A 21,015-nucleotide genomic window follows, 5' to 3' on the forward strand; every position below is an offset into this window, starting at 1 on the left:
ATCGCATCAAACAGATGCGGGGCCTAGCAACCCGATATGACCGACGTGCCGACAACTATCTCGCCGCTCTCAAACTTGCAGCGACGAGGATATGGATCGCATCAGCTAATGAGTCCGCGTCCTAGAAAAAAAGCCTCGTGGGCCGGAAGCCTTTTATTTCGCTTGACTGTCGTCGGCTTGCTCAAGAGTGCCCGGCGAACTTTTTTCGGCAACAATCCCGCCTGGCATTGCCAAAGTAGCATCGTGATAAGGAAATCACATTACAAGCCGCGCCCTTCCGAAGTGAAGCCGCCGAAAAGGCGCGTGGTTATCCAATAACCGGCACCACTCGCAATTGCAGACAGGAACGTACCCCAGCAAAGATCAGCGAGCGTCAATGCTGTCGACCAGCGTATCAATGTTGCCTGATTGGTCAGGTCATAGGTTGCATAGGCAGTAAAGCCCAGGACGGCACCAGAGAGGACCGCGTTAGAAAGCGCTCCTTGCCTGAATGCGGGCCGAACTGCCAGAAACACCAGTCCAGCCGGATAGATCAGATAAAACACTATCGCCGGGATAAGCCGGAATTCCGGCGCCAGCATTTCGCCCATCACAGGGCGGTAGAGGCGGTCCGCCATGATGCTCAACCACACGGCATCAATCAAAACCATCGCGATCAACGTTACCAGGTAGGCGACAAGATACCTTTTCATAGGCATTTCCTCTTGAGGTGCACTCAATCGATCCGGGTCCAGTTAATGCCTTTGCACAACAGGCCGGCAACGATACAGCCTTTCGTCGTCATCCTGTCTCCCTTGACCGTCACGGTGAGCCGGTAGGTCAGGTCCCGCTGCGGATCGAAAGCGCTGCCGGAATAGATGCCGTCACCATCAGGCTTGATGCTCATGACCAGCTTGTCGCCTTCCTTCTCTTTCGGCGTGCCCGGCTTTATCCAGGTATTGACCGCGCAGATGTCGGATCCGCATGGCGCGATCGTCACCTTTGCGTTTCCATCGCCACGGGCCCATTGGCCGTCTATATCGGCGGCATGGGCGGCCGCTCCCCATGTGAGGCAAGCACCAATCATCACTATGCTCATCTTTTTCACGACAGACCTCCTTCTCCCGGCATCGATGCATGCTCGATCGTGTAGAGACCGACATTGATCGTCCCTTCCTCGAACCCTGCCTCGCAGTAACAAAGGTAGTAGAGCCACAGACGCCGAAATCGCTCGTCGAAACCCTGTGCGGCGATCTGTGGCCAGTGCTCCTCGAAACGAATTCGCCATTCCGCCAGCGTCCGGGCATAGGAAGCCCCGAAATGCTCGATCTCGCAGACAGCCAGACCCGATCGAGCGACAGACGCCGACAAGGCACTGTCCGATGGCAGGAAACCGCCGGGGAAAACGTATTGCTGGATAAAATCGGTGCTTCCCCGATATGTCCTGAACCGCTCTTCTTCTATCGAGATTATCTGCAGAACGGCACGACCGCCGGGCTTCAGGCAACGTTTCAAACTATCGAAATAGCTCGGCCAATAGGCCTCGCCAACGGCCTCGAACATTTCGATGGAAACGATACGGTCAAACTGCCCGTCGGTGTCGCGATAATCCTTGAGAAGGAGCGTGACGTCGCTTGATAAGCCGGATTGTCTGACAACACCGTTCGCCCATGAAAGCTGAGAGGGCGACAAGGTGATCCCGGTTACCTTAGAGCGGTTCACCTTTGCCAGATGAGTGGCAAGTGCGCCCCAGCCGCAGCCGATCTCGAGAACGCTCTCTCCGCCCGCAAGCGTGAGTTTCTCGACGATACGGTCCAGTTTTCTGCTCTGCGCCTCCTCCAGAGTTCGCGTCGTCTCTTCGAAGATCGCTGAAGAATAGAGCATGGAGGGATCAAGCCACAGCGCATAGAAGTCATTGCCGAGGTCATAATGCGCTTCGATATTCTTGCGACTGCCACGCTTCGTGTTGGCGCGAAACAGATGCTTCATGCGGTTGACGGCACGCATCAGCAAGCCGCCTTCGATGGCCGGCGTCAGTGCCTTTCCATTCCTGGCCGCAAAACGGATGACCGCTGTCAGATCGGGCGTTGTCCAGTCACCTTCGATGAAGCCTTCCGCAAATCCGATATCGCCTGCCGCAATCACCCGACGCAACATCCGCCAATTTCGGATCAGTATGATCGCCTCGGGACCGGGCTGAACACCTTGCTTGTTGATGACCTGACCGGATGGAAGCACGATCTTGATATGGCCGTAGCTCACACCCGCCAAGAACCTCTCAAGCATGGTGCCCGCCCAGCCGAATTCTGCGGGCGCCTGCGAAAGATCAAGTTGCGTCCCGGTGACCTCGTCTGACCAACTCATGCAGTTCTCCCTCCATCAGTTGCGAGGATTGCTTCGATGCATCTGCAAGAGGTTACGAGCGCTTCCGGCTTTTAGTTTCCCGGAGGAGAAGAATTTTTCGATTTTTTTCTGATTGTCATGAAACTGGATGGGCTTTTTCTCCGTAGATCTCAGTGAAGGCAATGAGACCTTGCCTTGGGAGGAGCCCATGGACATGCTTCTGCTGATCGTCATCGCATTCTGGCTGTCATTGGCCATGGCTGGCGCATGGGCTATCCAGCGCGCGACCGGCTTGAGTGGATGGATCGATACGATTTGGTCATTTGCTGTCGGTGTAGGTGGGATCCTCTCGGCGCTCTTCGCCGATGGAGATTCCGAGCGGCGCGTTGCAATTCTGGTGATGGTAGCGGCCTGGGCACTGAGGTTGGGTAGCCATATCGGGTCCCGAACCAGGGGAGCAGGCGAGGATCCCCGTTATGCAAAATTCATCGAAGAATGGGGCGAAAACGCCTCTTGGCGGCTCTTCGTCTTTCTGCAAATCCAGGCTCTCGCCGCCTTCATTCTTGTTCTGGCGGTCTACATGGCAGCCACGAACGAAGCGCCCTTCCCTCGCATCCTCGACCTTGTCGGCATCGTCATCGCCGTCTTGGCGCTCGCAGGCGAAGCAATCTCGGATCTGCAACTAAGCCGCTTTCGAAAGACGCCGCAGGCAAAGACCGAGATCTGCGAGACGGGCCTCTGGAGGTATTCGCGCCACCCGAACTACTTTTTCGAGTGGATGTTCTGGTGTTGCTGGTTTCTGTTTGCCGCCTCTTCATCCATTGCGAGCTGGCTGTCCTTGTTGGCGCCGCTCCTCATGTACTGGCTGCTCGTGCATGTCTCAGGCATCCCACCGCTCGAAGACCATATGCTGCGCTCGCGCGGCCAGAAATTTCGCGCCCTGCAGCGGCGTGTGAATGCTTTTTTCCCCGGCCCCAGAAAGCAGGATATCCACCCAGAAGGAGAGTTGAAATGAACATGCTGGCCTTCGCTATCAACACCGCCGAACGCGCGCCTCTGACCGATGGTATGACGCTCGCGGGTATCGACTTCCTTTGTGGTCGTACCAAGCGTCGTCTCGCCGCCACGGCAGCCAGCCAGGAAACTCTGTTTGTCGATGCCATGAACCAATACCCGGTGGCGATCCATGCGGACGAGGCCAATCGCCAGCATTATGAAGTGCCCGCGGCTTTCTTTTCGCGGGTTCTCGGCCCGAGCCGAAAATACTCCTGCTGCCTTTATCCGACCGAATATACGACACTGAAGGAAGCGGAGGTTCATGCCCTCGCCGAAACGGTGAGGCATGTCGCGATCGAGGATGGCATGACGATCCTGGAACTCGGCTGCGGCTGGGGCTCGCTTTCGCTTTATCTGGCGGCGCAGTTTCCGAACTCGCGTATCGTCTCCGTTTCCAACTCCTCCTCGCAACGCGCCTTCATCCTGGCGACGGCCACTCAGCGCGGACTTTCCAACCTGTCGGTGATAACCGCCGATATGAACGAATTTTCGATCGAACAGCGTTTTGATCGGGTCGTCTCGATCGAAATGTTCGAACACATGTCCAACTGGCGGAAGCTCTTTGAGCGTGCCCGCGACTGGGTGAAGCCGGAAGGTCGGCTTTTCCTGCATGTCTTCACTCACAAGGACCGCTCCTACCGCTTCGACCACGACGATCCGGCAGACTGGATCGCCCATCATTTCTTTACCGGCGGTATCATGCCGGCACATGACCTGCCTCATCGTTTCGAGGATCTGTTCGCGGTCGAGGAGGAATGGCGGTGGTCCGGAACTCATTATCGTCGTACGGCGCTCGACTGGCTCGCCAATTTCGACCGGGAGTCCGATCAGATCGAACCTATTTTCGCAGAGGTTTACGGCAAGGACGCACCCCTCTGGCTACGCCGCTGGCGGCTGTTCTTCCTCGCGACCGCCGGCCTGTTCGGTCACGATGACGGCGATATCTGGGGTGTAGGCCATTATCTGCTGAAACCGGCAAGGCTATGAGCGCGCAACGAGTTCCTCTCGATCCTCTTACCCAGGCGACGGTTACGATCGCTTGGGTCATATGTCTCAACAAGCCATTTTATCCGGTCTATGTCTGGTATCTCGTCGGCGATGGCGTCGTTGCGTCACTTGGTTCGCTGCTCGCGGCTCCAGTCTTTTTGGCAATTCCGTTCATCGCCCGTCGTTGGCCCATTATTGCGCGGATTTCGCTTCCCATCGTGGGGGCATTCGACACCTTGTTCGAGACAAAGTTATTTGGCGAAAGCTCCGGGACGGAATTGTTCTTCGGGGCCTGTATCATGCTCGCGGCAGTCTCTTTCCGAACGAAAGAAAAATGGATTCAACGCAGTGTGACAGCTGTCATTTTCGCCATCTTCCTTTTGTCGCGCTATATCGGTGGACCGCCATTCCACGGCTGGAGTGATACTGATCTTGCCGTGCTTCTCGATCTCAACATTTTCGCGGCCGCATGCCTGATGACGCTCATCGCTATACGATACGCAGGTTTGTCGACGGTTGCGGAACCCGCGAACCGGGAGAAATGCTAGGTAAATATACTGGAGGATGACATGCAGGACTTTTGGAAATGCCTCGTCGGCGTCTTCTGGCTCGCCGGAACACTCGCGCCGCACACCGCTACGGCAGCCGAGCCTGAAGTGGTCAAGGTTGGTGCTGACCATTATCGCGGGACATGGCTTGAGATCGGTCGCCGGCCGATGTGGCTGACCGATGGTTGCGTCGCCGGCTATTCCTCATATCACCGCGGCAAATCACCAGATCAGGTAATTGTCGAAGACGGATGTCGCGTCGGTAATCCGCAGGGTCGATTGAAGACTGTCCGTGGAACAGGGCGCATACTCGATTTTGACAGCGACAAGGCCAAGATGCGTGTCCGCTATCCATTGCTGATCACCTTCAACTATTGGGTCCTCTATAAATCACCGGACAAGAACTGGTTTATCAGCGCTGATCCCGACATGACCAATCTATGGATTTATGCGCGCACAGTTCCATCAAAGGCCAAACTCAAGACAATGGTCCGTAAAGCAAGTCAGCTTGGTTATGATGTTCGCAGGCTGGAGTTTCCCGAGCAATAGCGGATACTCCATTATGCACCTGCTGGAACTGGCGTAAGCCAGTTCTCAGTCTCATGTCCTGCCAATCGAGCCGCGCACTTAGGTCTTGATGGGATATGAACCGCCGGTCCGCGCTGGCGCAGGTCGATTAGTTTGCCTGCAGATCCATCAATAACCGCCGGTCAGGAAAACGGCCTCGCCAGTCATGAAACTGCAGGCCTGCGATGAAAGGAAGATTGCCGCGCCGACCATTTCTTCAGACCGACCAGCCCGTCCCATCCAGTTCAGCGTGCGGGCATATTCAGCCCATCCTTCCGGATCATCGTCGCGTCGATGGGCATTTCTGTCGGTATCGATCAGGCCGGGAGCAAGCGTGTTGAGCAAAACATTGTCCATCGCATAGTCCCGCGCCTGGCTCTGGATGAGGTTGTGTTGTGCAGCTTTCGTTGCCGCATACGCGGTTACGACACCTTTTGGACGAAGCTGGTTAATCGAACCGATGGAAACCACCCTTCCCCATTTGCGGGCAGCCATGAGTGGCAGTGCCGTCTGCAACATGTCCACGGTCGAACCGAAGTTCACCGCCACTTGAAAAGCAAAATCCTCCGGCTTCAGATCCGGCAAAGTTGCGTTGATCTGAGCACTGGCGTTGATGACCAGGATATCGACGGGAGCGATGTCTTCGGCCTGCTCGATCAGATCGCGGCCGGCACCAGGTGCCGACAGGTCGCTCACCAGTTCGTGTGCCGTTCCACCGTTTTCGACAATGCGTTGGTGCACGAGAGCCGCTCCGCCGGCTTTGGTGCCATGCAGAATGACATGTGCTCCTGCAGCCGACAGTCCTTCCGCGATGGCCGCGCCAATGCCGCGGCTGGAACCGGTGACGAGTGCCGTGCGCCCCTTCAAACCAAAGAGGGTTTCAAGATTCATTATTTCCCCCAAACAATGAAATGTGCGCACCGGCAACACCGGGACGGCAGGAAAACAAGCCGCCGGATAGTGGCGCATCGGCCAGTGTCGACGCAGGCAGGCGTGTGCGTGCGCTGGTGATGAACAGCGTGGAAAGGTCCGGTCCGCCAAATGCGATGCTCGACGGCCGCGGCACGGGCATGTCGATTACCTGATCCAGCTTGCCATTGGGCAGGTAACGTCGCACACACCATCCATCCCAGATTGCGCACCAGACGCCGCCTTCCGCATCAACGGCAAGACCATCGGGCCGACCATCGGCGACCGGAATGCGGGCAAATTCCCGACGCGCCGAGAGCGTGCCGGTCGCGGGATTGAAATCGTAGGCGTGGATCAGACCTGGCACCGTATCGACGAAATAGAAAGTTCGGCCATCCGGGCTCCAGCCAAGGCCATTGGAAACGATGATGCCACCTTCCTTGCGTTCAAACGCACCAGTTTCATCGATGCGATAGAGCGCACCGGTCTGCTTGGAGGCATCGATACGCATCGAACCAACCCAGATCGCTCCATCCGGCCCACATTTTGCGTCGTTCAGCCGGTTGCCGGCAAGGTCGGCCTCCGTATTGACAAAAGGCGCAAGGCGGCCGGAGGCAAAATCAAGCCATTCCAATCCGTCCTGAGATGCAACCAACAGGCGTCCCTTGGAGACCGGAATGACAGCGCTGACAAGCTTGCCCGTTTCACAGGTGTCGTTGCGACCCGTTGCAGGATCAAAACGGTGAACGGCGGGGTGAAGGATATCAACCCAGTAGAGCGCATTCTCGGCCTCATGCCAGACCGGACTTTCGCCCAGCTGAGCTCCCCAAGGCAGAATGCAGCTCAGCTCGGCCGTAGGCTTCCCGGTCGTGGAGCGTGGCCGGGGCCGCGAGCTGATGGCAACGGCGCCTGCAGCACCGGTTATGCGACGGGCGGCCGCGATCAGTTCGCGCCCCACCGGGTGAATATTGGATGCCTCAAGACGCGATGAAGGGCCGAGCGCCACCAGCACACCGATCGGCGTGTTGTCGCGTCCCATCACGGGGGCAGCGACTGAATTCACACTCAGCAGATGCTCCTCATAGGAAATCGAATAACCGCGTGCCCTCGTCAGGGTCAGATCAGCTTGCAAACTTTCAAGAGTAGTGATCGTCTGCGGCGTCTGGCGGTCCAGCGTCAGGCGTTCCGTAAGTGACCGTCCCACCGCGGGGTCCTGGAATGCGAGAAGGGCCTTGCCGGGAGCGGTACAATGCAGCGGCACGCGGCGGCCAACTTCAACACGCACTGACAGTCCATTGGGCGAGCGTTCGGCCAGATATTGCGCCATAACGCCATCCAGCCGGCACAATGCGACTGTCTCGCCGAGTTCGACCGCCAGCCGTTCGAGCTCCGGTGTAGCAGCGGAGACCAGATCAAAACTCTCCCAGACCTTGTGGGACATTTCGAGAAACCGCTGGCCAAGGACATAGGTGCCGCGGGCTTCGTCCTGGCGCACCAGCCCATAGGCGATCAAAGTGCGCAGGATACGGGCAAATGTGGGTTTTGGCAGGCCGGACGCGCGCAGGAGTTCAGCAAAACGCAAAGGCTCGGGCGCATCGGCAACCATGTCCAGAAGGGTCAGGCCTTTCGCCAGTGCTGCTGTGCCACCCGGTGTCTCAGGTTTCATTGCCTCTTCTCCCCGGCGAGGCGTCGCTGCCTTGCTGCGGCGGCCTCTTCCAGCATCCGGTCGATCGTCCATTCCGCCTCAAACCCCAACGTGTTTCTGATACGCTTGTTCGAGGTGTGGTAATAAACGCCCTCACCGGGAAAATCGACTGGCACGATGGGCAGACCGGTCAACGTCGCGATACGCGGCAGAAGTTCGGCGAAATCCGCCGGTTCATTTCCACCCAGGTTGAATGTGCCGCCGGCCGCATCGGGATGATCAAGCGCAAGAAGAATGCCGGTCACCATGTCACGGGTGTCGGTTAGGTGCATTCGAAACGGCCGGCCATTTTCGTTGCGCGCTAACACATGGGCCGGCACTCCGATATCCTTCGCCTTCAGAAGATCGGCGACAGCCGTGTTCCCGAAACTCTCTTGTTGGCGGATGCGTGGGCGCAGGAAGAAGCGTGGACCGGAGAAAAAACTGTCTTCATCCAGCAATTCGGAAGCGTCCTGCGTATGCGAAAAACGCAGGATCACCGTTTCCATCGAGCCGGCCCGCTGGTGAAAGCGCACCAGTTCTTCGCCGAGCAGCTTGCTCAGTCCATAGGGTGTATTCGGCTTGAGCGGATGGTCTTCGGTTACCGGCAGGAATTCCGGGCGGTTTTCAGGATATACCTCACCGGAAGAGGCAAACACGAAACGACGTACGCCAGTAGCCGAGGCGGCATCCAGCAGGCGGCGCGTACCTTCGACATTCACAGCAAACATGAGATCACGGTCCGTCGGAGCCCAGGACATGAATGCGCCGAGATGCAGGATATCGGTGATGCCGTGAGTAGCCTCCGCCAGTCTGTCTGCATCCTCAAGCGAGCCAATAATTTCGTCTCCACCTGTTCCCGATGGACGCAAATCAAACCCCCGCACCATCCGGCCCTTGTCGCGCAAGGCTGCAACTACGGCGCGGCCGACACGCCCGGACGATCCGGTAACAAGGATCATAGCCGTTCACCCGTCTTTTGATCAAAAAGGTAGAGTTGAGCAGGATCAAAGCCAAGCCTGATCTCCTCGTCCCGCGGCAGGCTGCCCGTATGCGATACGCGAGCAATCAGCCCCTTGGATTTGCCCTCTTCACCATCAGCGATCCGGGCGCCTTCGGCGTCGAAATAGACGTACTTTTCGGATCCCAAGCTTTCGACGAGTGTTGGCCTTACACCAAAGGTGACGGGGGCATCGCCCAGAACGAGATGTTCCGGTCTAAGGCCCACCACCACCGGCCCCTGACCGCTGGTGGCTCGCGGAAGTGAAATCTGCTGGCCAAAAGCGGTAAGCTTGCCGTCGCGCAGTTCCGCATTCAGGAAGTTCATGCCCGGCGAGCCTATGAAGCCGGCAACAAACAGATTGGCAGGATTATTGAACAACTCGTCAGGTGCGGCAATCTGCTGGATTATGCCTCCCTGCATGATGACAACGCGATCAGCCATTGTCATCGCTTCGACCTGATCATGGGTCACGTAGACGGTGGTGACGCCGATACGCTTATGCAGAGCGCCGATTTCAGCGCGCATATGGACACGCAGTTTGGCGTCGAGATTAGACAGCGGCTCATCCATCAAAAATGCCTGCGGTTGGCGTACGATGGCACGCCCCAGTGCTACACGCTGGCGTTGACCACCCGACAAGTCCTTGGGTTTACGGTCGAGATAGGGAGTTACTTCCAGGATACGCGCCGCATCATCGACACGCCGGTCGATCTCGGTTTTGTCGGTGCCCCGCATTTTAAGGCCAAAGCCAATATTCTGGCGCACCGTCAGATGGGGATAAAGCGCGTAGTTCTGAAACACCATGGCGATATCGCGATCGCCGGGCGCCAGATCGGTCACTTCGCGGTCGCCGATGAAGATCTGACCGTCGGTGGCAGGCTCCAGACCTGCCAGGATCTTCAACATGGTAGACTTGCCGCAGCCGGAGGGGCCGACCAGTACAACAAACTCTCCATTTTCGATTTCCAACGAAAAGGGTCTGAGCACGTTCAGCGCGCCATAAGACTTGCTGACATTGCGAATTGAAATATTGGCCATGCTTATTTCTCCGCGCCAGCGGTAAGGCCGCCGACCAAATAACGTTCAAGGAACAGGTAGATTGCGATGATCGGCAGAGCGATGAACACCGATGCGGCGGCGATGTCGTTCCAGTAGGTGACATATTCGCCCTGCATCGTGGTGATGCCGAGATTGGCCGTCCAGTTGTCGGGCGAATTGACCAGGAATGTCCGCGCATAGGCGTAATCGGCCCAGCTGAGCACGAAGGCATAAAGTGCTGTGGCAGCCAGACCCGGGGTTGCGATCGGCAGGACGACACGCACCATGGCACCGATCGGCGAGCATCCATCAACCATGGCCGCCTGTTCAAGCTCTTTCGGGATCGTGTCGAAATACCCTTTCAGCATCCATGTCGCGAAGGGAATGATCATGGTTGAATGTGCGAGCACCAGCGTCCAGAGGCTTCCGATCAGGCCGAAGCTTGAAAAGATCGAGAACAGGGGGATGACCAGCAGCGTGGCGGGCAGCATCTTTGCGGTGAGGACGAAAAGCCCCATCGTTGCACCACCGCGCATCGAATAACGCGACAACGCATAACCGGCACTGACCGAAACCAGCATGGAAAGCGCCACGGAACCCACCGCCGCCAGCATCGAATTCCACAGCCAGAGCAGGATCGGCTTTGCCGCCCAGACGCGGGCGAATACATCCCATTGCGGATTATCCGGCCAGAAAGTCGGTGGAAGACGGTAAAGTTCGTCGGTGGTGGACAGCGCCGTGACCAGCAGCCAGTAGACCGGGAAGAGGATCATCACCAGCGTGAAGATCACGGTTGCATAAAGTGCGAGGCTTTGTGCCAGTGTGCGTCTCATCAAGGCCTCCTCAATAGATAGATTTCGAACGTCGACCGAGCATCAGCACGCTGGCGATGATGCAGATGACCAGCGTCAGCACACCGACAGCGGCGGCACGGCCAAAATTGTGATACTGGAAGGCCTGATCGTAGGTCATGATCGACAGTGTCTGCGTTGAACGCAGAGGGCCGCCGCCGGTCAGGACCTTGATGATGGAAAAGTCCCGGAACACCCAGAGCAGCGTGAGCACCAGCGTGACGCCCAGAACTGGCATCAGAAGCGGCATGGTGATCCAGCGGAACCGCTGAAAGGTATTTGCACCATCCACCTTGGCGGCGGCGTAATAATCGGACGGGATCGACTGCAGGCCCGCAAGGCACATGATCGAGACGAAGGGAAAACCCTTCCATACCATGGTGATCGCAACAGCCCAGAAAGCCGCTGTCGAACTACTGACCCAAGGGATCATCTGGTCGGTGGAGCCAAGCTTTATCGCCAGCCAGCCGAACAGACCGAACGAGGTGTCGAACATCCAGGCAAAGATGACGACCGCGATGATTTCCGGCACAGCCCAGGGCAGCGCCATGCCGAGCCGGGCAACCGTGCGGCCCTCGAAACGGTTGTTGACGAGAAGCGCCGTGCTCAAGCCAACCGCAACGCTACCGGCGGTCACGACGACCACAAGCTTGACCGTCACCCAGCAGGCCAGCCAGAATTCCTGCGACGAAAACAGCCACACATAGTTGCTCACTGAGAACGGCCGGCTGGCGCCGCCGAGCCTCGGGATTTTGACCTGTTGAAAGGACAGGTCAATCGCCAGGATCAGCGGCCAGACGATGATGGCAGCGACCATCAGCACCGCCGGGGCGATCAGGATATAGCCGAGAAGATGCTGCCGGCTGGGACGCGCAAGGTCAAAGAACTTGCGCCGCCCCGCCTGAACGGTATCGGTCATGATGGTCTCCTACGAATGCTTTGAGTTGCCCATGGCCCGCTGGGCGAACCATGCCCTGATAGCGGGTCAGCCCTTGATGCTTTCGGCCTTTGCCTGCATGGTCTTGGCTACTGCCGCCGGATCGAGATCCTGGATAATCATCCGCTGGCTCTCCTCCATGATCATCTTGCTGAACTCGTTGTAATAGAGCTCAAGGCCGATCGGCACGCGGTCTATCCCCTTCTCGGATGCCGCCTTCATTGTCGCGAGCAGCACCGGGAAATGCGGAATGGTCTTCTCCACGCCGGAGACATCGGCCTTCGGGCTTGGCGGCGTGTTTCCGCCCATCGTCGCATAGCTCCGCTGGAATTCCGGCGTCATCGTCAGCTTGATGAAATCCCAGACGAGTTGCTTCTGGTCATCGGGAATATCGGACGGCATGGCCAGCACATTCGATGATCCACCAAGAGGCGGCGTCAGCGGCGGCGCGGCATAGACTATATCGCTCTTGGCCGAACCCTTTTCAGTTGTGCCGTAAAGCCACGGTCCGTCCAGGCGCATGGCCATCTTGCCATCGGCAAACAGCTTGCGCACATCACTGGCGCTCATGTCGACCGGACTGATGCCACTCTTCATCACAGTCTTCCAGCGCGTCAGCCCCTCGACCATCTCAGGCGTATCAATTGTGATATTGCCTTCCTTGTCGGTCCAATAGGCGCCCGCGTCGATGATGTAGTTCAGCATCTCGGTCAGATACTGGCCCGGCCCCCCCTTCGTCTCATGGCCAGTGCCGAACTGGTCGATGATGCCGTCGCCGTTGAGATCCTTGGTGGTCGCCTTTGCCGCTGCCAGGAATTCGTCATAGGTTTTCGGCACGGCAATGCCGGCTTCATCGAGGATTTTCTTGTTATAGGCCATGACGAAACCGAAGTAGTTCGTCATGATGCAGACGGTTTCGCCGTTCCATTCGCACGTCTTCTGGCCGGCCCAGCCGGTCATGTCGATGCCGTCTTTCTTCAGCCAGGGGTCGAGTGGCTCCAGCCAGCCGCTGTCTGCGAACATCTGGAATTCGAACGAGGCGAGATGGACGATCTGCGGCGGCTGGTTCGCGGCAAACAGCGTGGTCATCGTATCGGCATAGGAGCTGCGCTCCGCCTTGGTGAACTCGATCTTCACGCCAGGGTGCTGTTTCTCGAACTCTGCAATCGCTGAATGCCACCATTCACCCGTTCCGGCATCGTCGGTCTGCCAGGAAATGAATTTCAATACCGTATCGGCCATTGCCGGAGCAAAGCCACCCATCGTCATCACGGCTGCAGTCGCGGCGCCGAGCGCCAGTCTTTTCACTCTCTTGTTCATGGCTTCCTCCTCCAAAGAACCAATTCAGATACGTTCAAGCAGACCGAGCGCCGCCTCCGACGGCTTCACCCCTAGCCCAGGCCCGGATGGCAGATGATAAAGACCTTCGTGGCAATCCATGTCACCGGAAAGAAGGCGACGGTTCGGCTCAAAGACCGAATGCTGGAATTCGTGCCCCTTGAGCGTCGGCAGTGTTGACGACGCCTGCAGGCTCGCGGCCAGAAATATACCGGCGCCGACCGTGGCATGCGGGATTACGTCGATACCGTGATCAGTGGCAAGTTCACCAATGCGGATGAAATTGGTAATGCCCTTATGCCCCATTTCCGGCTGTACGATAGCAATGCGGCAACGCTCGATACGGGCACGCATGTCCCAATGGGTGCGCCATTCTTCGCCGACTGCGATTGGAATATCCGTACCCTTGGAGACTTTTTCCAAACCGGCAATATCCTCGGTCCAGACAGGTGCCTCGGCAAACCACGGATCGTACGGCGCCATCTCGGCGATCAGTTCAAGCGCCTGCTCCGGCGTCTGGTTCCAATGCATGTCGGCGGCAATCTTCGCCGCGGGTCCGAGAACCTTGCGCAGGTTCTCCATTTCCGCAGCCGGGCCGTCATCCGCCACAGGCGTTGCGAATTTGAAGGCATCGAACCCCCGATCCTGCCAGTATCTTGCCAGCTCGCCGCGGGCCTGGAGCGTCCTCTCCGGCAGACCGGAGACATAGGCAGGAAAGCTTTCGACGCCCCCGCCGAGCAGATCGCGAACCGATTTTCCCGCTTCCTGGCCGGCAATATCCCATAGGGCAATATCGAGGGCTGCCAGTGCATCAACGTAGAAGCCACCGGTATAACCGCGTACCCGCATCATGTCGTAGAGATCGTCGTAGATCGCGGACGGGTCCGACGCGTCACGACCGATAACGAAGCCGGCAAGAAGATCGTTGATCAGAGCGGCAACTGCACCGGGCGCGACGATACCGTAGGTTTCACCCCATCCAACCGTACCGGCCCGCGTCGTCATGCGGACGAGAACGCTGCGGTCGAAGGTGGGATAGACCGTGCGGTTACCCTTGCGGACGATATAACCGTTCGGGTTAACTACCTCACCTTCCCGCAATGCGCCAAGATAGGGCACCTTGCGCGGCTGGGTGAGAGTAAAAACCTCAATGGTTTCGACGGGGCTGTTCATGCAGCCTCCGGAGCCAGAAGGCCGAGTTCAACCAGGTTTGCATCAATGTCCGCAATGGCCGCGGCGTCGAGTTCCGGTGTAGGAGCGCGCACACCGACGCCCTCGATCACGGCTCGACGCGCCAATACATACTTGGTCAGCCGCATGCGATAAACCGCCTGCAGGACGAGAAGCGGCAGAGTGCGAACATAGATTTGGCGGGCCTCATCGCGCCTGCCGGCGGCAAGCGCCCGGTCCATCGCCACATGTTCGCCGGCAATCTCCAAGGCCGGCATGGCCGCAGTCGCGCCGCGCGCATATTCGTCGAGAATATAACGCGCGCCACCGCCACCGATGACGCCTTTCAGGCTTTCCGGCGCATGGGCGATGATGTGGCTGATCGCCGGCCCTGCCGGCAGCGTCTCTTCTTTCACATAGGAAACATGTGGCAAGGCACGGATGATCTCGACGATCGCCTGCGGCGACAGATCTGAACCGCGAGGGGCCGGCGCATTCTGGAGGATGATCTCCACGTCCGGCAGCGCCTCGACCACCTTGCCAAGAAATTCGATAAGGGCCGCTGCATCGGTGCCTACCGACTTCGGTGGCTGTACCATCAGATGGCGAATACCGAGGCCTGCCGCGATCCGGCCATGCTCCACCACGTCGCGCCAATCAGCGGCGCTTGCGCCGGCAACCACGGGTACCCGGCCCGCCACGCTGGCAACGACGATCTTCAAAAGTCCCGCACGTTCTTCTGTGGTGAGATTTTCCACCTCGCTGGCGAAACCGGGAAACACGACACCGTCCACACCCTGATCGAGGGCGAACTGCACCAGCCGCGACATCCCCGCCTCATCAACATCGCCATTCGCCAAAAAGGGCGTTGGCAGAACAGGCAAGATGCCCTTCAGACCAGTTGCCATCTCTTCACCTCCCAATGAAGTATCATAATGTGACACCATGAATTCACTAATTGACACTACATATGCTTGCGCCCTATGACAAGCCCCCAGATGAAATGAGCGGAGGAGGCTCACGACATGGCAGCAGAAACAGCGGCAATCGTCGTCGAGTGGGGAACCACTTCCTTTCGAGCAACGCTGATCGATGACGACGGCAACGAAATGGAGAACATCGAGACGCCCCAAGGTATCTCGAAGCTCAGCAAGGGCGACCATGAAGCGGTCCTGATGACGGCGCTTGCTCCATGGCTGTCGACTCACGGAGCCTTGCCCATTGCCGCACTCGGGATGATCACCAGCCGCAACGGCTGGATCGAAGTTCCCTACGTGCCCTGCCCTGCAGGCCCGGCTGAGCTTGCTGCAGGCAGCTTGCGGAAATCCTTGCCGAACGGATCTGATCTGGTGTTTCTGCCGGGCCTGACGGATCCCTCACGCAGGCCCTTCCCCGACGTCATGCGCGGTGAGGAAATTCAGGTTGCCGGACACGGGCTGGCTGACGACGCAACTATCATCATCCCCGGGACCCACAGCAAGTGGACCAAGGTAAAAGCCGGCCGTATAGACAGCTTTCAAACCTTTGTGACCGGCGAGATCTTTGCGCTACTCTTGAACAATTCCTTCATCGCCCGCGGTGCAACGCAGCCACCGGTGGATGATCCGGAAGCCTATCTCCGGGGGCTTGAAGAGGCGAAGAGCTCTGCGGCGATGCTCTCCCTGCTGTTTTCGGCGCGGACCGGCGGACTGGTGGGAAGGCTTACGGCGGATCAATTGCGGTCCTATGTCCACGGCATGGTAATTGGCCAAGAGTTTAGGCAGGCGCGCGAGGCTGGCTGGTATTCGGAAGGTGACGAGGCCACCATTGTTGGGAATGACGGTCTCAACTACCTTTATGTGATCGCCGCGACTGTATTCGACCTCAAGATTACCCTGGGTGCCGACGACGTCCTGAACCGTGGCGCGCTCGATGTAATGCGTCGCTCGCTTTCATAGACGCGATGCAGCAAGGCGGCAGCTCGCCGGTGAAAAGCTTATAACCAAATGTCCGAGGGTAAATATGTACGATTTTCCAGTCAGTATCGACACAGGTCGACACGAAAACGATATCATCACGGTGCTGACGCGACTTGAGCGCGTCGGCCTTCCTGCCAATCCGATCGCCTTTTATGGCTCGTCTTCCTTCCGTATCTGGAGTTCCATCACAGAAGATCTAGGCTCGCTGGACGTCGTTAACCTGGGTTTCGGAGGAGGTACATTTCTTTCAGGCATCCACTACATGGATCAGCTTTTGACGCCGCTGAGACCAAGCAGGATAGCGCTCTATTTTGGTGAAAACGATATCGCCAGTGATGGCCTCACCGCCCATACGACGCTTGGCCATCTGAAGGATCTTAGAGAGCGGATTTCGCGCGTCATTCCGCAGTCGGAGGTTTTTGTTTTATCGATCAAGCACAGCCCGGCACGCTGGATTTATCGGCACGAGTTCGATTTGTTCAACCGGCTGGCAAGCGACTGGTGCGGCGGCCGGGATGACACCTCGTGGATTGAGCTCGGTACCGGCCTGATCGGCGAGAACGGCTTGCCGATGTTCCGATACTATCTGCCCGATCTGGTCCACATGAATGCGGCGGGTTATGCGGTTTGGTCAGCATCGCTTAAGAAAGTATTGCGGCTCTTAACCCCGTCCATGCCCGCTTCGACCACGCCCTGATTCAACAAGATTGGCGGTCACCAGTTTCGAGGCGACATGTGCCGCAAAATCGGTGGTCGTGTTCGCGGCCTGCGCAGCCTCTGCCGTTTTCATACGTACCATCCTTCATACGATGAGATCCGGGCATCCTCGGCGCTATGTGGCAAAAGCGAAAGACCGTCATCATTACGGCGATATCATACACGAGGCACGGCGTTCCCTCGTTGACTATCTTGGCGTAACTATCGCTGCCTCCTTTCACGAGACGGTTATCGGCTTCGCCGATCTTCGAAAACCGGCGTGGCCGCAATCAGTGCCCGTGTGTATGCATCCTGCGGATTCGTAAACAGTCGTTGCGGGACATCGATTTCAACGATCCTGCCAGCTTTCATCACTGCGCCCCTGTCGCTGATATGGCGCACGACGCTGAGGTCATGGGCGATGAACAGGTATGTCAGGCCACGCTTTTCCTGCAGGTCAACAAGCAGGTTGATGATCTGCGCCTGCACGGAAACGTCCAGCGCCGAGATCGCCTCGTCGCTAACAATGAATTCCGGTTCGCAGGCAATCGGCCGGCCGATCGCCGCCCATTGGGCTTGGCCGCCCGACAATTCGTACGGATAACGGTTTTCGAATAACGGGCCTAATCCCACGTCCGACAGGATTGCATGGACGCGGTCGCGAACTGTTTCCCGTGTCGCAAGGCCATGATGCAGCAGCGGAAGCGCGATGGCGGAGCCGACCGTTGCGCGCGGATTGAGCGTCGAGAACGGGTCTTGGAAAACGATCTGCAGGTGACGCCGCATGGCCCGGTTGTCTGCTGCAGTGTTCTTGATGATATCCTTGCCGCGATACCAGACGGAGCCGGAGGTCGGGTGCGTTAATTGCAGGAGGCTCATGCCGAGCGTCGATCTTCCCGAACCGGACTCGCCGACGATCGATAGCGTCTCGCCGGGAAAGACGTCGAAACTTACATCCTGCAGCGCATGCACCTGTGATCGCAACTGCCCGAATTGCCCTCCTTTAACGTCACAGGTACGGGTCAGGTTGCGCACTGAAACGAGAGCTTCGGTCGTTCCCTGCAAGTCTGTCATCCAACAGCCTTGTTTCGTCCTGCACCACGAAACAGGCCGCGCCGCGTTCTCCGTCAATTGGCAAAAGAGCTGGCGGTTCGACCAGACATCGCGCTTCGCGCCGGTCGCAATGTGGTGCAAACACGCAGCCGGCCGTCCCTACTGGAGTGGAAGCTGCCTCTAGCGGCTATATCTCAGCGCATCTCATGGCGCATCCGCATGTTACCAATATGTATGGAAGATGAGGAAGAACATGAGTACAGGTGGTAAAGCTCGATCAAGGATGTATGTGTTCGTCAGTATAATCTTCGTTATCGGGCTCTTGCTCGCTGGTTACTACGTATTCGGCTCCCGGAGAGACTGAAACCGCCCCGGCATCGGAGGTGGTGACCCCAAAGTCGTGACACTTATCGCGCGTTCGGCAACGCTGCACCACTCAGATGAACGGTGAAACAAGACTGGAACGTTCACCACTTTCCATGGTTAAGACAGCCGCGAAGGAGGTTTCATGCAGAAATATTTCTTTCATATCAGGCAGGATGGCGTTCTCACCGAGGATCCGGACGGCTCGGAATTCACGACGTTAGATGAAGCCCATGATTACGCCGTTAGTTCGGCCCGAGAGATTCTTGCAAACAAGGTCAAAAATGGGAAGATCATCGATGGTGACTCTCTTGAGGTCGTCAGACCAGATGGATCGGTAGCGCTGACTGTCCCGCTCAAGTCCGCGCTCAAATTCTATTAGTCAAAATGCCGAAGAATTCGACGCGGTTCGCTGCTAGCGCATCGCCACACCTAGCAACCGTTCCAGGCTACCGAAGGGGAAACAGATCCCAATCGACGTCCTGGTGGCCGAGAACCGCGGCGGATATCAGGTCTGCCGCAATTTTTGCAAACGTAATGCCATTCCCTCCAAATCCCATTTACAAAGATCCGGCTCATCCCTGGCGCAGTCCCTATCATCGGAAGCCCGTCAGGTGTGACGCCGAACGCGGCCGACCAGGAAAAATCAGGTTTGCCGAGCGAAATCCCGGTCAGATCAGCCAGCTTTTCGACAAGGACCGCTGTCTTGTGTTCGATCTTTGTCGGGTCGAGATAGGCAGCCTCACCTTTCTCGTCCTCCCCACCGACGATGACGCGTCCATCGGATGTGGAACGAAAGTAGAGGTAAGGGTCCGAGGCCTCCCATACGAGGTATTTATCCAGCCAGTCAGGTCGTTTCAGCCTTGGCTTGCTAGCCAAGGCCCATGTCGACATGAGCTTGTGGCGTGGATTTCTCAGGCATTCGAGAAACTCGTATCCACTGCAGAATATGACGTGGGCCGCCTCAATCATCTTCCCCTGATCTGTCGCAACGATGACGTTATCGCCGCCCTCGCGAACATCGGTGACCTCCAGCCCGCCTACGACTTCCACCCCCTGTCGCCTGGCAACGCGAAAAATGCCCGTTGTCATCTGCACAGGATTTGACGATGCGGAGATCGCGCGATTGATCGCTCCACTTCGGTTGATGCCATAACGCTCCAGGAGCGCCGCCCGATCGAGATAGTCGGCCAGGATTCCCACCTCTTGGCGAGCCTGCGCCTCTCTTTTCAACGCTCGCGTGCCAAGCTCTTGCCCGGAGAGAAAAAGCGTGTGCCGCGACTGGAATTCGCAGTTGATGCCGAGATCCCGAATGAGACTCTCCAGCTCCTCAACTGCACCTGCCGACCTGCGCCAGACGCGTGAAGCCTTCTCGTGACCGATCGTTCGAGCGAGACGATGAAGCGGGACATCGATCTCATGCTGGATCATGGCAGTGCTCTCAGCGCTGCTACCACGAACCGGATGGCGGCGGTCGATCGTCAGGATGCGCAATCCTTTGCCGCAGAGTGAGTGGGCCATGAGGGCGCCGCCGATTCCCGCACCCACCACAATGACATCGAAGCGATCGGATGACGGGACCTTTCTTGTCACGATAGATGCACGCGGTTTGGCGAGCCACAGGGGTTGCGCGTGGCGGAGCGGCTGCCGATGGGTGAGTGAACCGGCGGCGTCGAGCTTGCCGGACCCCGATTTCGCTCGGATCTGCGATGACACCATTATTGGCGAACTTTCGCATTACGACCGTAAATGGCTCCACAATGACGTTCTCGGTAACTGGCGGCCTTCAACCGGGGCTTTCGGCTGATATGATTTAGCCCGGGTGAACCAAACAGCTCAACTTCGTCGATCCTGACGTTCAAATGCATTCCTCCCATGTTTTGAATTGAAGATAGGAGCAGCGTGTTCCGCTGGAAGAGCGGTGAACGTACACAGTGGCCTGTTCCAGACATTTAATGGAACACTGATAGGCCGAGAGTGTTCTCGTCTCAATCGGAGGAACGGCAATGCCCCAGTGGAAAGACATTCATCCAGAGCTTACCGGAAGTTCAACAAGCAGCACGACGTTCGGTCGATCCATGGAGAGTAAAAGTCAGATCGCGGACTCTGCACCGTCGAAGTTCGTTGGGGAGGCTCTCAATATTTACCGGCTTGAGCCGATAGCTTCTGCAGATGATCCCGCGTGGGCTAACAAGCCGGGACACGGTGTGGTGGTCGTCGCGGCACGTACATCCGGAGACGCACGAATAGTGGCCGCGGAACGAGAGCTGGATTTTATGGAAATCGACGCGGCTCCCGCCGACGATGTATCAACCCGGACCGCAAGCGCTTTCAGGGATGAAAAGCTCTACACGGTTGTCGAAATCGAGCACGGGCGGTGCGACTTGGTTCGCGGAGTAGTTGAGGGCGATATCAGGATGGACATTATCAAGCCGCTTAGCATGTAATGCGGTGGTCTTCGATGGCGGGTAAGGTGTTCGGGCAATTGAGGACGGCCTGAGGAACTCCGTGACCTACGCCGCGGTGACGGCGGCT

General features: G+C 57.7%; 22 protein-coding genes. 8 read left to right on the top strand and 14 right to left on the bottom strand.

Annotated elements, in window-relative coordinates; translation table 11 throughout:
- Positions 1-260 precede the first annotated feature (260 nt).
- The 3 genes from MRBLMR1_RS20155 to MRBLMR1_RS20165 are packed head-to-tail and all read right to left on the bottom strand — an operon-like array spanning position 261 to position 2,343.
- Positions 261-692 carry a DUF2177 family protein gene (locus MRBLMR1_RS20155; protein ID WP_500065880.1) on the bottom strand — a complete coding sequence of 144 codons (432 nt, stop codon included), beginning with the start codon at positions 690-692 and terminating at the stop codon, positions 261-263.
- Between the two features lie 23 nt (positions 693-715).
- Complete coding sequence (locus MRBLMR1_RS20160) at positions 716-1,078, bottom strand: DUF2147 domain-containing protein (protein WP_206827715.1); 363 nt, start codon at positions 1,076-1,078, stop codon at positions 716-718.
- A gap of 5 nt (positions 1,079-1,083) precedes the next feature.
- Complete coding sequence (locus MRBLMR1_RS20165) at positions 1,084-2,343, bottom strand: class I SAM-dependent methyltransferase (RefSeq protein WP_206827528.1); 1,260 nt, start codon at positions 2,341-2,343, stop codon at positions 1,084-1,086.
- A gap of 187 nt (positions 2,344-2,530) precedes the next feature.
- Between MRBLMR1_RS20165 and MRBLMR1_RS20170 the strand changes: the two genes are divergently transcribed.
- The 4 genes from MRBLMR1_RS20170 to MRBLMR1_RS20185 are packed head-to-tail and all read left to right on the top strand — an operon-like array spanning position 2,531 to position 5,462.
- Entirely contained in the window at positions 2,531-3,337 is an 807-nt protein-coding gene (locus tag MRBLMR1_RS20170) for a DUF1295 domain-containing protein (protein WP_500065882.1), read from the top strand.
- On the top strand, positions 3,334-4,365 hold the full coding sequence (locus MRBLMR1_RS20175; protein WP_206827529.1) for an SAM-dependent methyltransferase: 1,032 nt from the start codon (positions 3,334-3,336) through the stop codon (positions 4,363-4,365). Before MRBLMR1_RS20170 ends, MRBLMR1_RS20175 begins: the two co-directional genes overlap by 4 nt.
- Positions 4,362-4,913 (top strand): hypothetical protein, encoded by a 552-nt coding sequence (locus tag MRBLMR1_RS20180; protein ID WP_500065884.1) that lies wholly within the window; start codon positions 4,362-4,364, stop codon positions 4,911-4,913. Before MRBLMR1_RS20175 ends, MRBLMR1_RS20180 begins: the two co-directional genes overlap by 4 nt.
- Before the next feature lie 21 nt (positions 4,914-4,934).
- Complete coding sequence (locus MRBLMR1_RS20185) at positions 4,935-5,462, top strand: lipocalin family protein (RefSeq protein WP_206827531.1); 528 nt, start codon at positions 4,935-4,937, stop codon at positions 5,460-5,462.
- 147 nt (positions 5,463-5,609) lie between these two features.
- Here MRBLMR1_RS20185 and MRBLMR1_RS20190 read toward each other — a convergent pair whose 3' ends face one another.
- The 9 genes from MRBLMR1_RS20190 to MRBLMR1_RS20230 all read right to left on the bottom strand — a co-directional run bounded on the left by MRBLMR1_RS20190 (position 5,610) and on the right by MRBLMR1_RS20230 (position 15,318).
- Positions 5,610-6,371 (bottom strand): SDR family NAD(P)-dependent oxidoreductase, encoded by a 762-nt coding sequence (locus tag MRBLMR1_RS20190; protein ID WP_206827532.1) that lies wholly within the window; start codon positions 6,369-6,371, stop codon positions 5,610-5,612.
- A complete protein-coding gene (locus MRBLMR1_RS20195; protein ID WP_148144200.1) occupies positions 6,361-8,055 on the bottom strand; it encodes an SMP-30/gluconolactonase/LRE family protein in 1,695 nt (564 codons plus the stop codon). The genes MRBLMR1_RS20190 and MRBLMR1_RS20195 overlap by 11 nt, the downstream gene beginning before the upstream one ends.
- Positions 8,052-9,035: an NAD-dependent epimerase/dehydratase family protein gene (locus MRBLMR1_RS20200; protein WP_500065887.1), complete on the bottom strand. Its 984-nt coding sequence runs from the start codon at positions 9,033-9,035 to the stop codon at positions 8,052-8,054. The genes MRBLMR1_RS20195 and MRBLMR1_RS20200 overlap by 4 nt, the downstream gene beginning before the upstream one ends.
- Complete coding sequence (locus MRBLMR1_RS20205) at positions 9,032-10,114, bottom strand: ABC transporter ATP-binding protein (protein WP_404946102.1); 1,083 nt, start codon at positions 10,112-10,114, stop codon at positions 9,032-9,034. Before MRBLMR1_RS20205 ends, MRBLMR1_RS20200 begins: the two co-directional genes overlap by 4 nt.
- Before the next feature lie 2 nt (positions 10,115-10,116).
- Positions 10,117-10,947: a carbohydrate ABC transporter permease gene (locus MRBLMR1_RS20210; RefSeq protein WP_148144203.1), complete on the bottom strand. Its 831-nt coding sequence runs from the start codon at positions 10,945-10,947 to the stop codon at positions 10,117-10,119.
- 10 nt (positions 10,948-10,957) lie between these two features.
- Entirely contained in the window at positions 10,958-11,884 is a 927-nt protein-coding gene (locus MRBLMR1_RS20215; RefSeq protein ID WP_404946101.1) for a carbohydrate ABC transporter permease, read from the bottom strand.
- Between the two features lie 66 nt (positions 11,885-11,950).
- Entirely contained in the window at positions 11,951-13,222 is a 1,272-nt protein-coding gene (locus MRBLMR1_RS20220; protein WP_500065890.1) for an ABC transporter substrate-binding protein, read from the bottom strand.
- Between the two features lie 24 nt (positions 13,223-13,246).
- Entirely contained in the window at positions 13,247-14,413 is a 1,167-nt protein-coding gene (locus MRBLMR1_RS20225; protein WP_500065892.1) for a mandelate racemase/muconate lactonizing enzyme family protein, read from the bottom strand.
- Positions 14,410-15,318, bottom strand: a complete 909-nt coding sequence (locus MRBLMR1_RS20230; protein ID WP_500065894.1) for a dihydrodipicolinate synthase family protein — start codon at positions 15,316-15,318, stop codon at positions 14,410-14,412. Before MRBLMR1_RS20230 ends, MRBLMR1_RS20225 begins: the two co-directional genes overlap by 4 nt.
- 117 nt (positions 15,319-15,435) lie before the next feature.
- On the opposite strand from MRBLMR1_RS20230, the gene MRBLMR1_RS20235 reads away from it, so the two are divergent.
- Together MRBLMR1_RS20235 and MRBLMR1_RS20240 are read left to right on the top strand one after the other, a co-directional pair.
- The gene (locus MRBLMR1_RS20235) at positions 15,436-16,347 is read left to right on the top strand and encodes a 2-dehydro-3-deoxygalactonokinase (RefSeq protein WP_500065896.1); all 912 of its coding nucleotides are present in this window, start codon (positions 15,436-15,438) and stop codon (positions 16,345-16,347) included.
- A gap of 64 nt (positions 16,348-16,411) precedes the next feature.
- On the top strand, positions 16,412-17,065 hold the full coding sequence (locus MRBLMR1_RS20240; RefSeq protein ID WP_500065898.1) for a GDSL-type esterase/lipase family protein: 654 nt from the start codon (positions 16,412-16,414) through the stop codon (positions 17,063-17,065).
- A gap of 248 nt (positions 17,066-17,313) precedes the next feature.
- Here MRBLMR1_RS20240 and MRBLMR1_RS20245 read toward each other — a convergent pair whose 3' ends face one another.
- Positions 17,314-18,138: an ATP-binding cassette domain-containing protein gene (locus MRBLMR1_RS20245; RefSeq protein WP_500065900.1), complete on the bottom strand. Its 825-nt coding sequence runs from the start codon at positions 18,136-18,138 to the stop codon at positions 17,314-17,316.
- A 487-nt stretch (positions 18,139-18,625) separates the two neighbouring features.
- Between MRBLMR1_RS20245 and MRBLMR1_RS20250 the strand changes: the two genes are divergently transcribed.
- Entirely contained in the window at positions 18,626-18,862 is a 237-nt protein-coding gene (locus MRBLMR1_RS20250) for a DUF6894 family protein (protein ID WP_148144212.1), read from the top strand.
- Positions 18,863-18,912: 50 nt separating this feature from the next.
- Here MRBLMR1_RS20250 and MRBLMR1_RS20255 read toward each other — a convergent pair whose 3' ends face one another.
- Entirely contained in the window at positions 18,913-20,001 is a 1,089-nt protein-coding gene (locus MRBLMR1_RS20255) for an NAD(P)/FAD-dependent oxidoreductase (protein ID WP_500065902.1), read from the bottom strand.
- 485 nt (positions 20,002-20,486) lie between these two features.
- Between MRBLMR1_RS20255 and MRBLMR1_RS20260 the strand changes: the two genes are divergently transcribed.
- Positions 20,487-20,927, top strand: a complete 441-nt coding sequence (locus MRBLMR1_RS20260) for a hypothetical protein (protein ID WP_148144213.1) — start codon at positions 20,487-20,489, stop codon at positions 20,925-20,927.
- The last annotated feature ends 88 nt before the right edge of the window (positions 20,928-21,015 follow it).

Origin of the sequence: Neorhizobium sp. LMR1-1-1.1, from assembly GCF_040675795.1 — a bacterium.
In the GTDB taxonomy this organism is placed as follows: domain Bacteria; phylum Pseudomonadota; class Alphaproteobacteria; order Rhizobiales; family Rhizobiaceae; genus Neorhizobium; species Neorhizobium cellulosilyticum.

Excerpts from the sequence above, each read along its gene's own strand:
- MRBLMR1_RS20205 (WP_404946102.1), bottom strand. The coding sequence starts at position 10,114 with ATGGCCAATATTTCAATTCGCAATGTCAGCAAGTCTTATGGCGCGCTG.
- MRBLMR1_RS20250 (WP_148144212.1), top strand. The coding sequence starts at position 18,626 with ATGCAGAAATATTTCTTTCATATCAGGCAGGATGGCGTTCTCACCGAG.
- MRBLMR1_RS20200 (WP_500065887.1), bottom strand. The coding sequence starts at position 9,035 with ATGATCCTTGTTACCGGATCGTCCGGGCGTGTCGGCCGCGCCGTAGTT.
- MRBLMR1_RS20170 (WP_500065882.1), top strand. The coding sequence starts at position 2,531 with ATGGACATGCTTCTGCTGATCGTCATCGCATTCTGGCTGTCATTGGCC.
- MRBLMR1_RS20220 (WP_500065890.1), bottom strand. The coding sequence starts at position 13,222 with ATGAACAAGAGAGTGAAAAGACTGGCGCTCGGCGCCGCGACTGCAGCC.
- MRBLMR1_RS20190 (WP_206827532.1), bottom strand. The coding sequence starts at position 6,371 with ATGAATCTTGAAACCCTCTTTGGTTTGAAGGGGCGCACGGCACTCGTC.
- MRBLMR1_RS20175 (WP_206827529.1), top strand. The coding sequence starts at position 3,334 with ATGAACATGCTGGCCTTCGCTATCAACACCGCCGAACGCGCGCCTCTG.
- MRBLMR1_RS20165 (WP_206827528.1), bottom strand. The coding sequence starts at position 2,343 with ATGAGTTGGTCAGACGAGGTCACCGGGACGCAACTTGATCTTTCGCAG.
- MRBLMR1_RS20260 (WP_148144213.1), top strand. The coding sequence starts at position 20,487 with ATGCCCCAGTGGAAAGACATTCATCCAGAGCTTACCGGAAGTTCAACA.
- MRBLMR1_RS20245 (WP_500065900.1), bottom strand. The coding sequence starts at position 18,138 with ATGACAGACTTGCAGGGAACGACCGAAGCTCTCGTTTCAGTGCGCAAC.
- MRBLMR1_RS20160 (WP_206827715.1), bottom strand. The coding sequence starts at position 1,078 with ATGAGCATAGTGATGATTGGTGCTTGCCTCACATGGGGAGCGGCCGCC.
- MRBLMR1_RS20210 (WP_148144203.1), bottom strand. The coding sequence starts at position 10,947 with ATGAGACGCACACTGGCACAAAGCCTCGCACTTTATGCAACCGTGATC.
- MRBLMR1_RS20230 (WP_500065894.1), bottom strand. The coding sequence starts at position 15,318 with ATGGCAACTGGTCTGAAGGGCATCTTGCCTGTTCTGCCAACGCCCTTT.
- MRBLMR1_RS20240 (WP_500065898.1), top strand. The coding sequence starts at position 16,412 with ATGTACGATTTTCCAGTCAGTATCGACACAGGTCGACACGAAAACGAT.
- MRBLMR1_RS20225 (WP_500065892.1), bottom strand. The coding sequence starts at position 14,413 with ATGAACAGCCCCGTCGAAACCATTGAGGTTTTTACTCTCACCCAGCCG.
- MRBLMR1_RS20215 (WP_404946101.1), bottom strand. The coding sequence starts at position 11,884 with ATGACCGATACCGTTCAGGCGGGGCGGCGCAAGTTCTTTGACCTTGCG.
- MRBLMR1_RS20180 (WP_500065884.1), top strand. The coding sequence starts at position 4,362 with ATGAGCGCGCAACGAGTTCCTCTCGATCCTCTTACCCAGGCGACGGTT.
- MRBLMR1_RS20155 (WP_500065880.1), bottom strand. The coding sequence starts at position 692 with ATGAAAAGGTATCTTGTCGCCTACCTGGTAACGTTGATCGCGATGGTT.
- MRBLMR1_RS20235 (WP_500065896.1), top strand. The coding sequence starts at position 15,436 with ATGGCAGCAGAAACAGCGGCAATCGTCGTCGAGTGGGGAACCACTTCC.
- MRBLMR1_RS20185 (WP_206827531.1), top strand. The coding sequence starts at position 4,935 with ATGCAGGACTTTTGGAAATGCCTCGTCGGCGTCTTCTGGCTCGCCGGA.
- MRBLMR1_RS20195 (WP_148144200.1), bottom strand. The coding sequence starts at position 8,055 with ATGAAACCTGAGACACCGGGTGGCACAGCAGCACTGGCGAAAGGCCTG.
- MRBLMR1_RS20255 (WP_500065902.1), bottom strand. The coding sequence starts at position 20,001 with ATGGCCCACTCACTCTGCGGCAAAGGATTGCGCATCCTGACGATCGAC.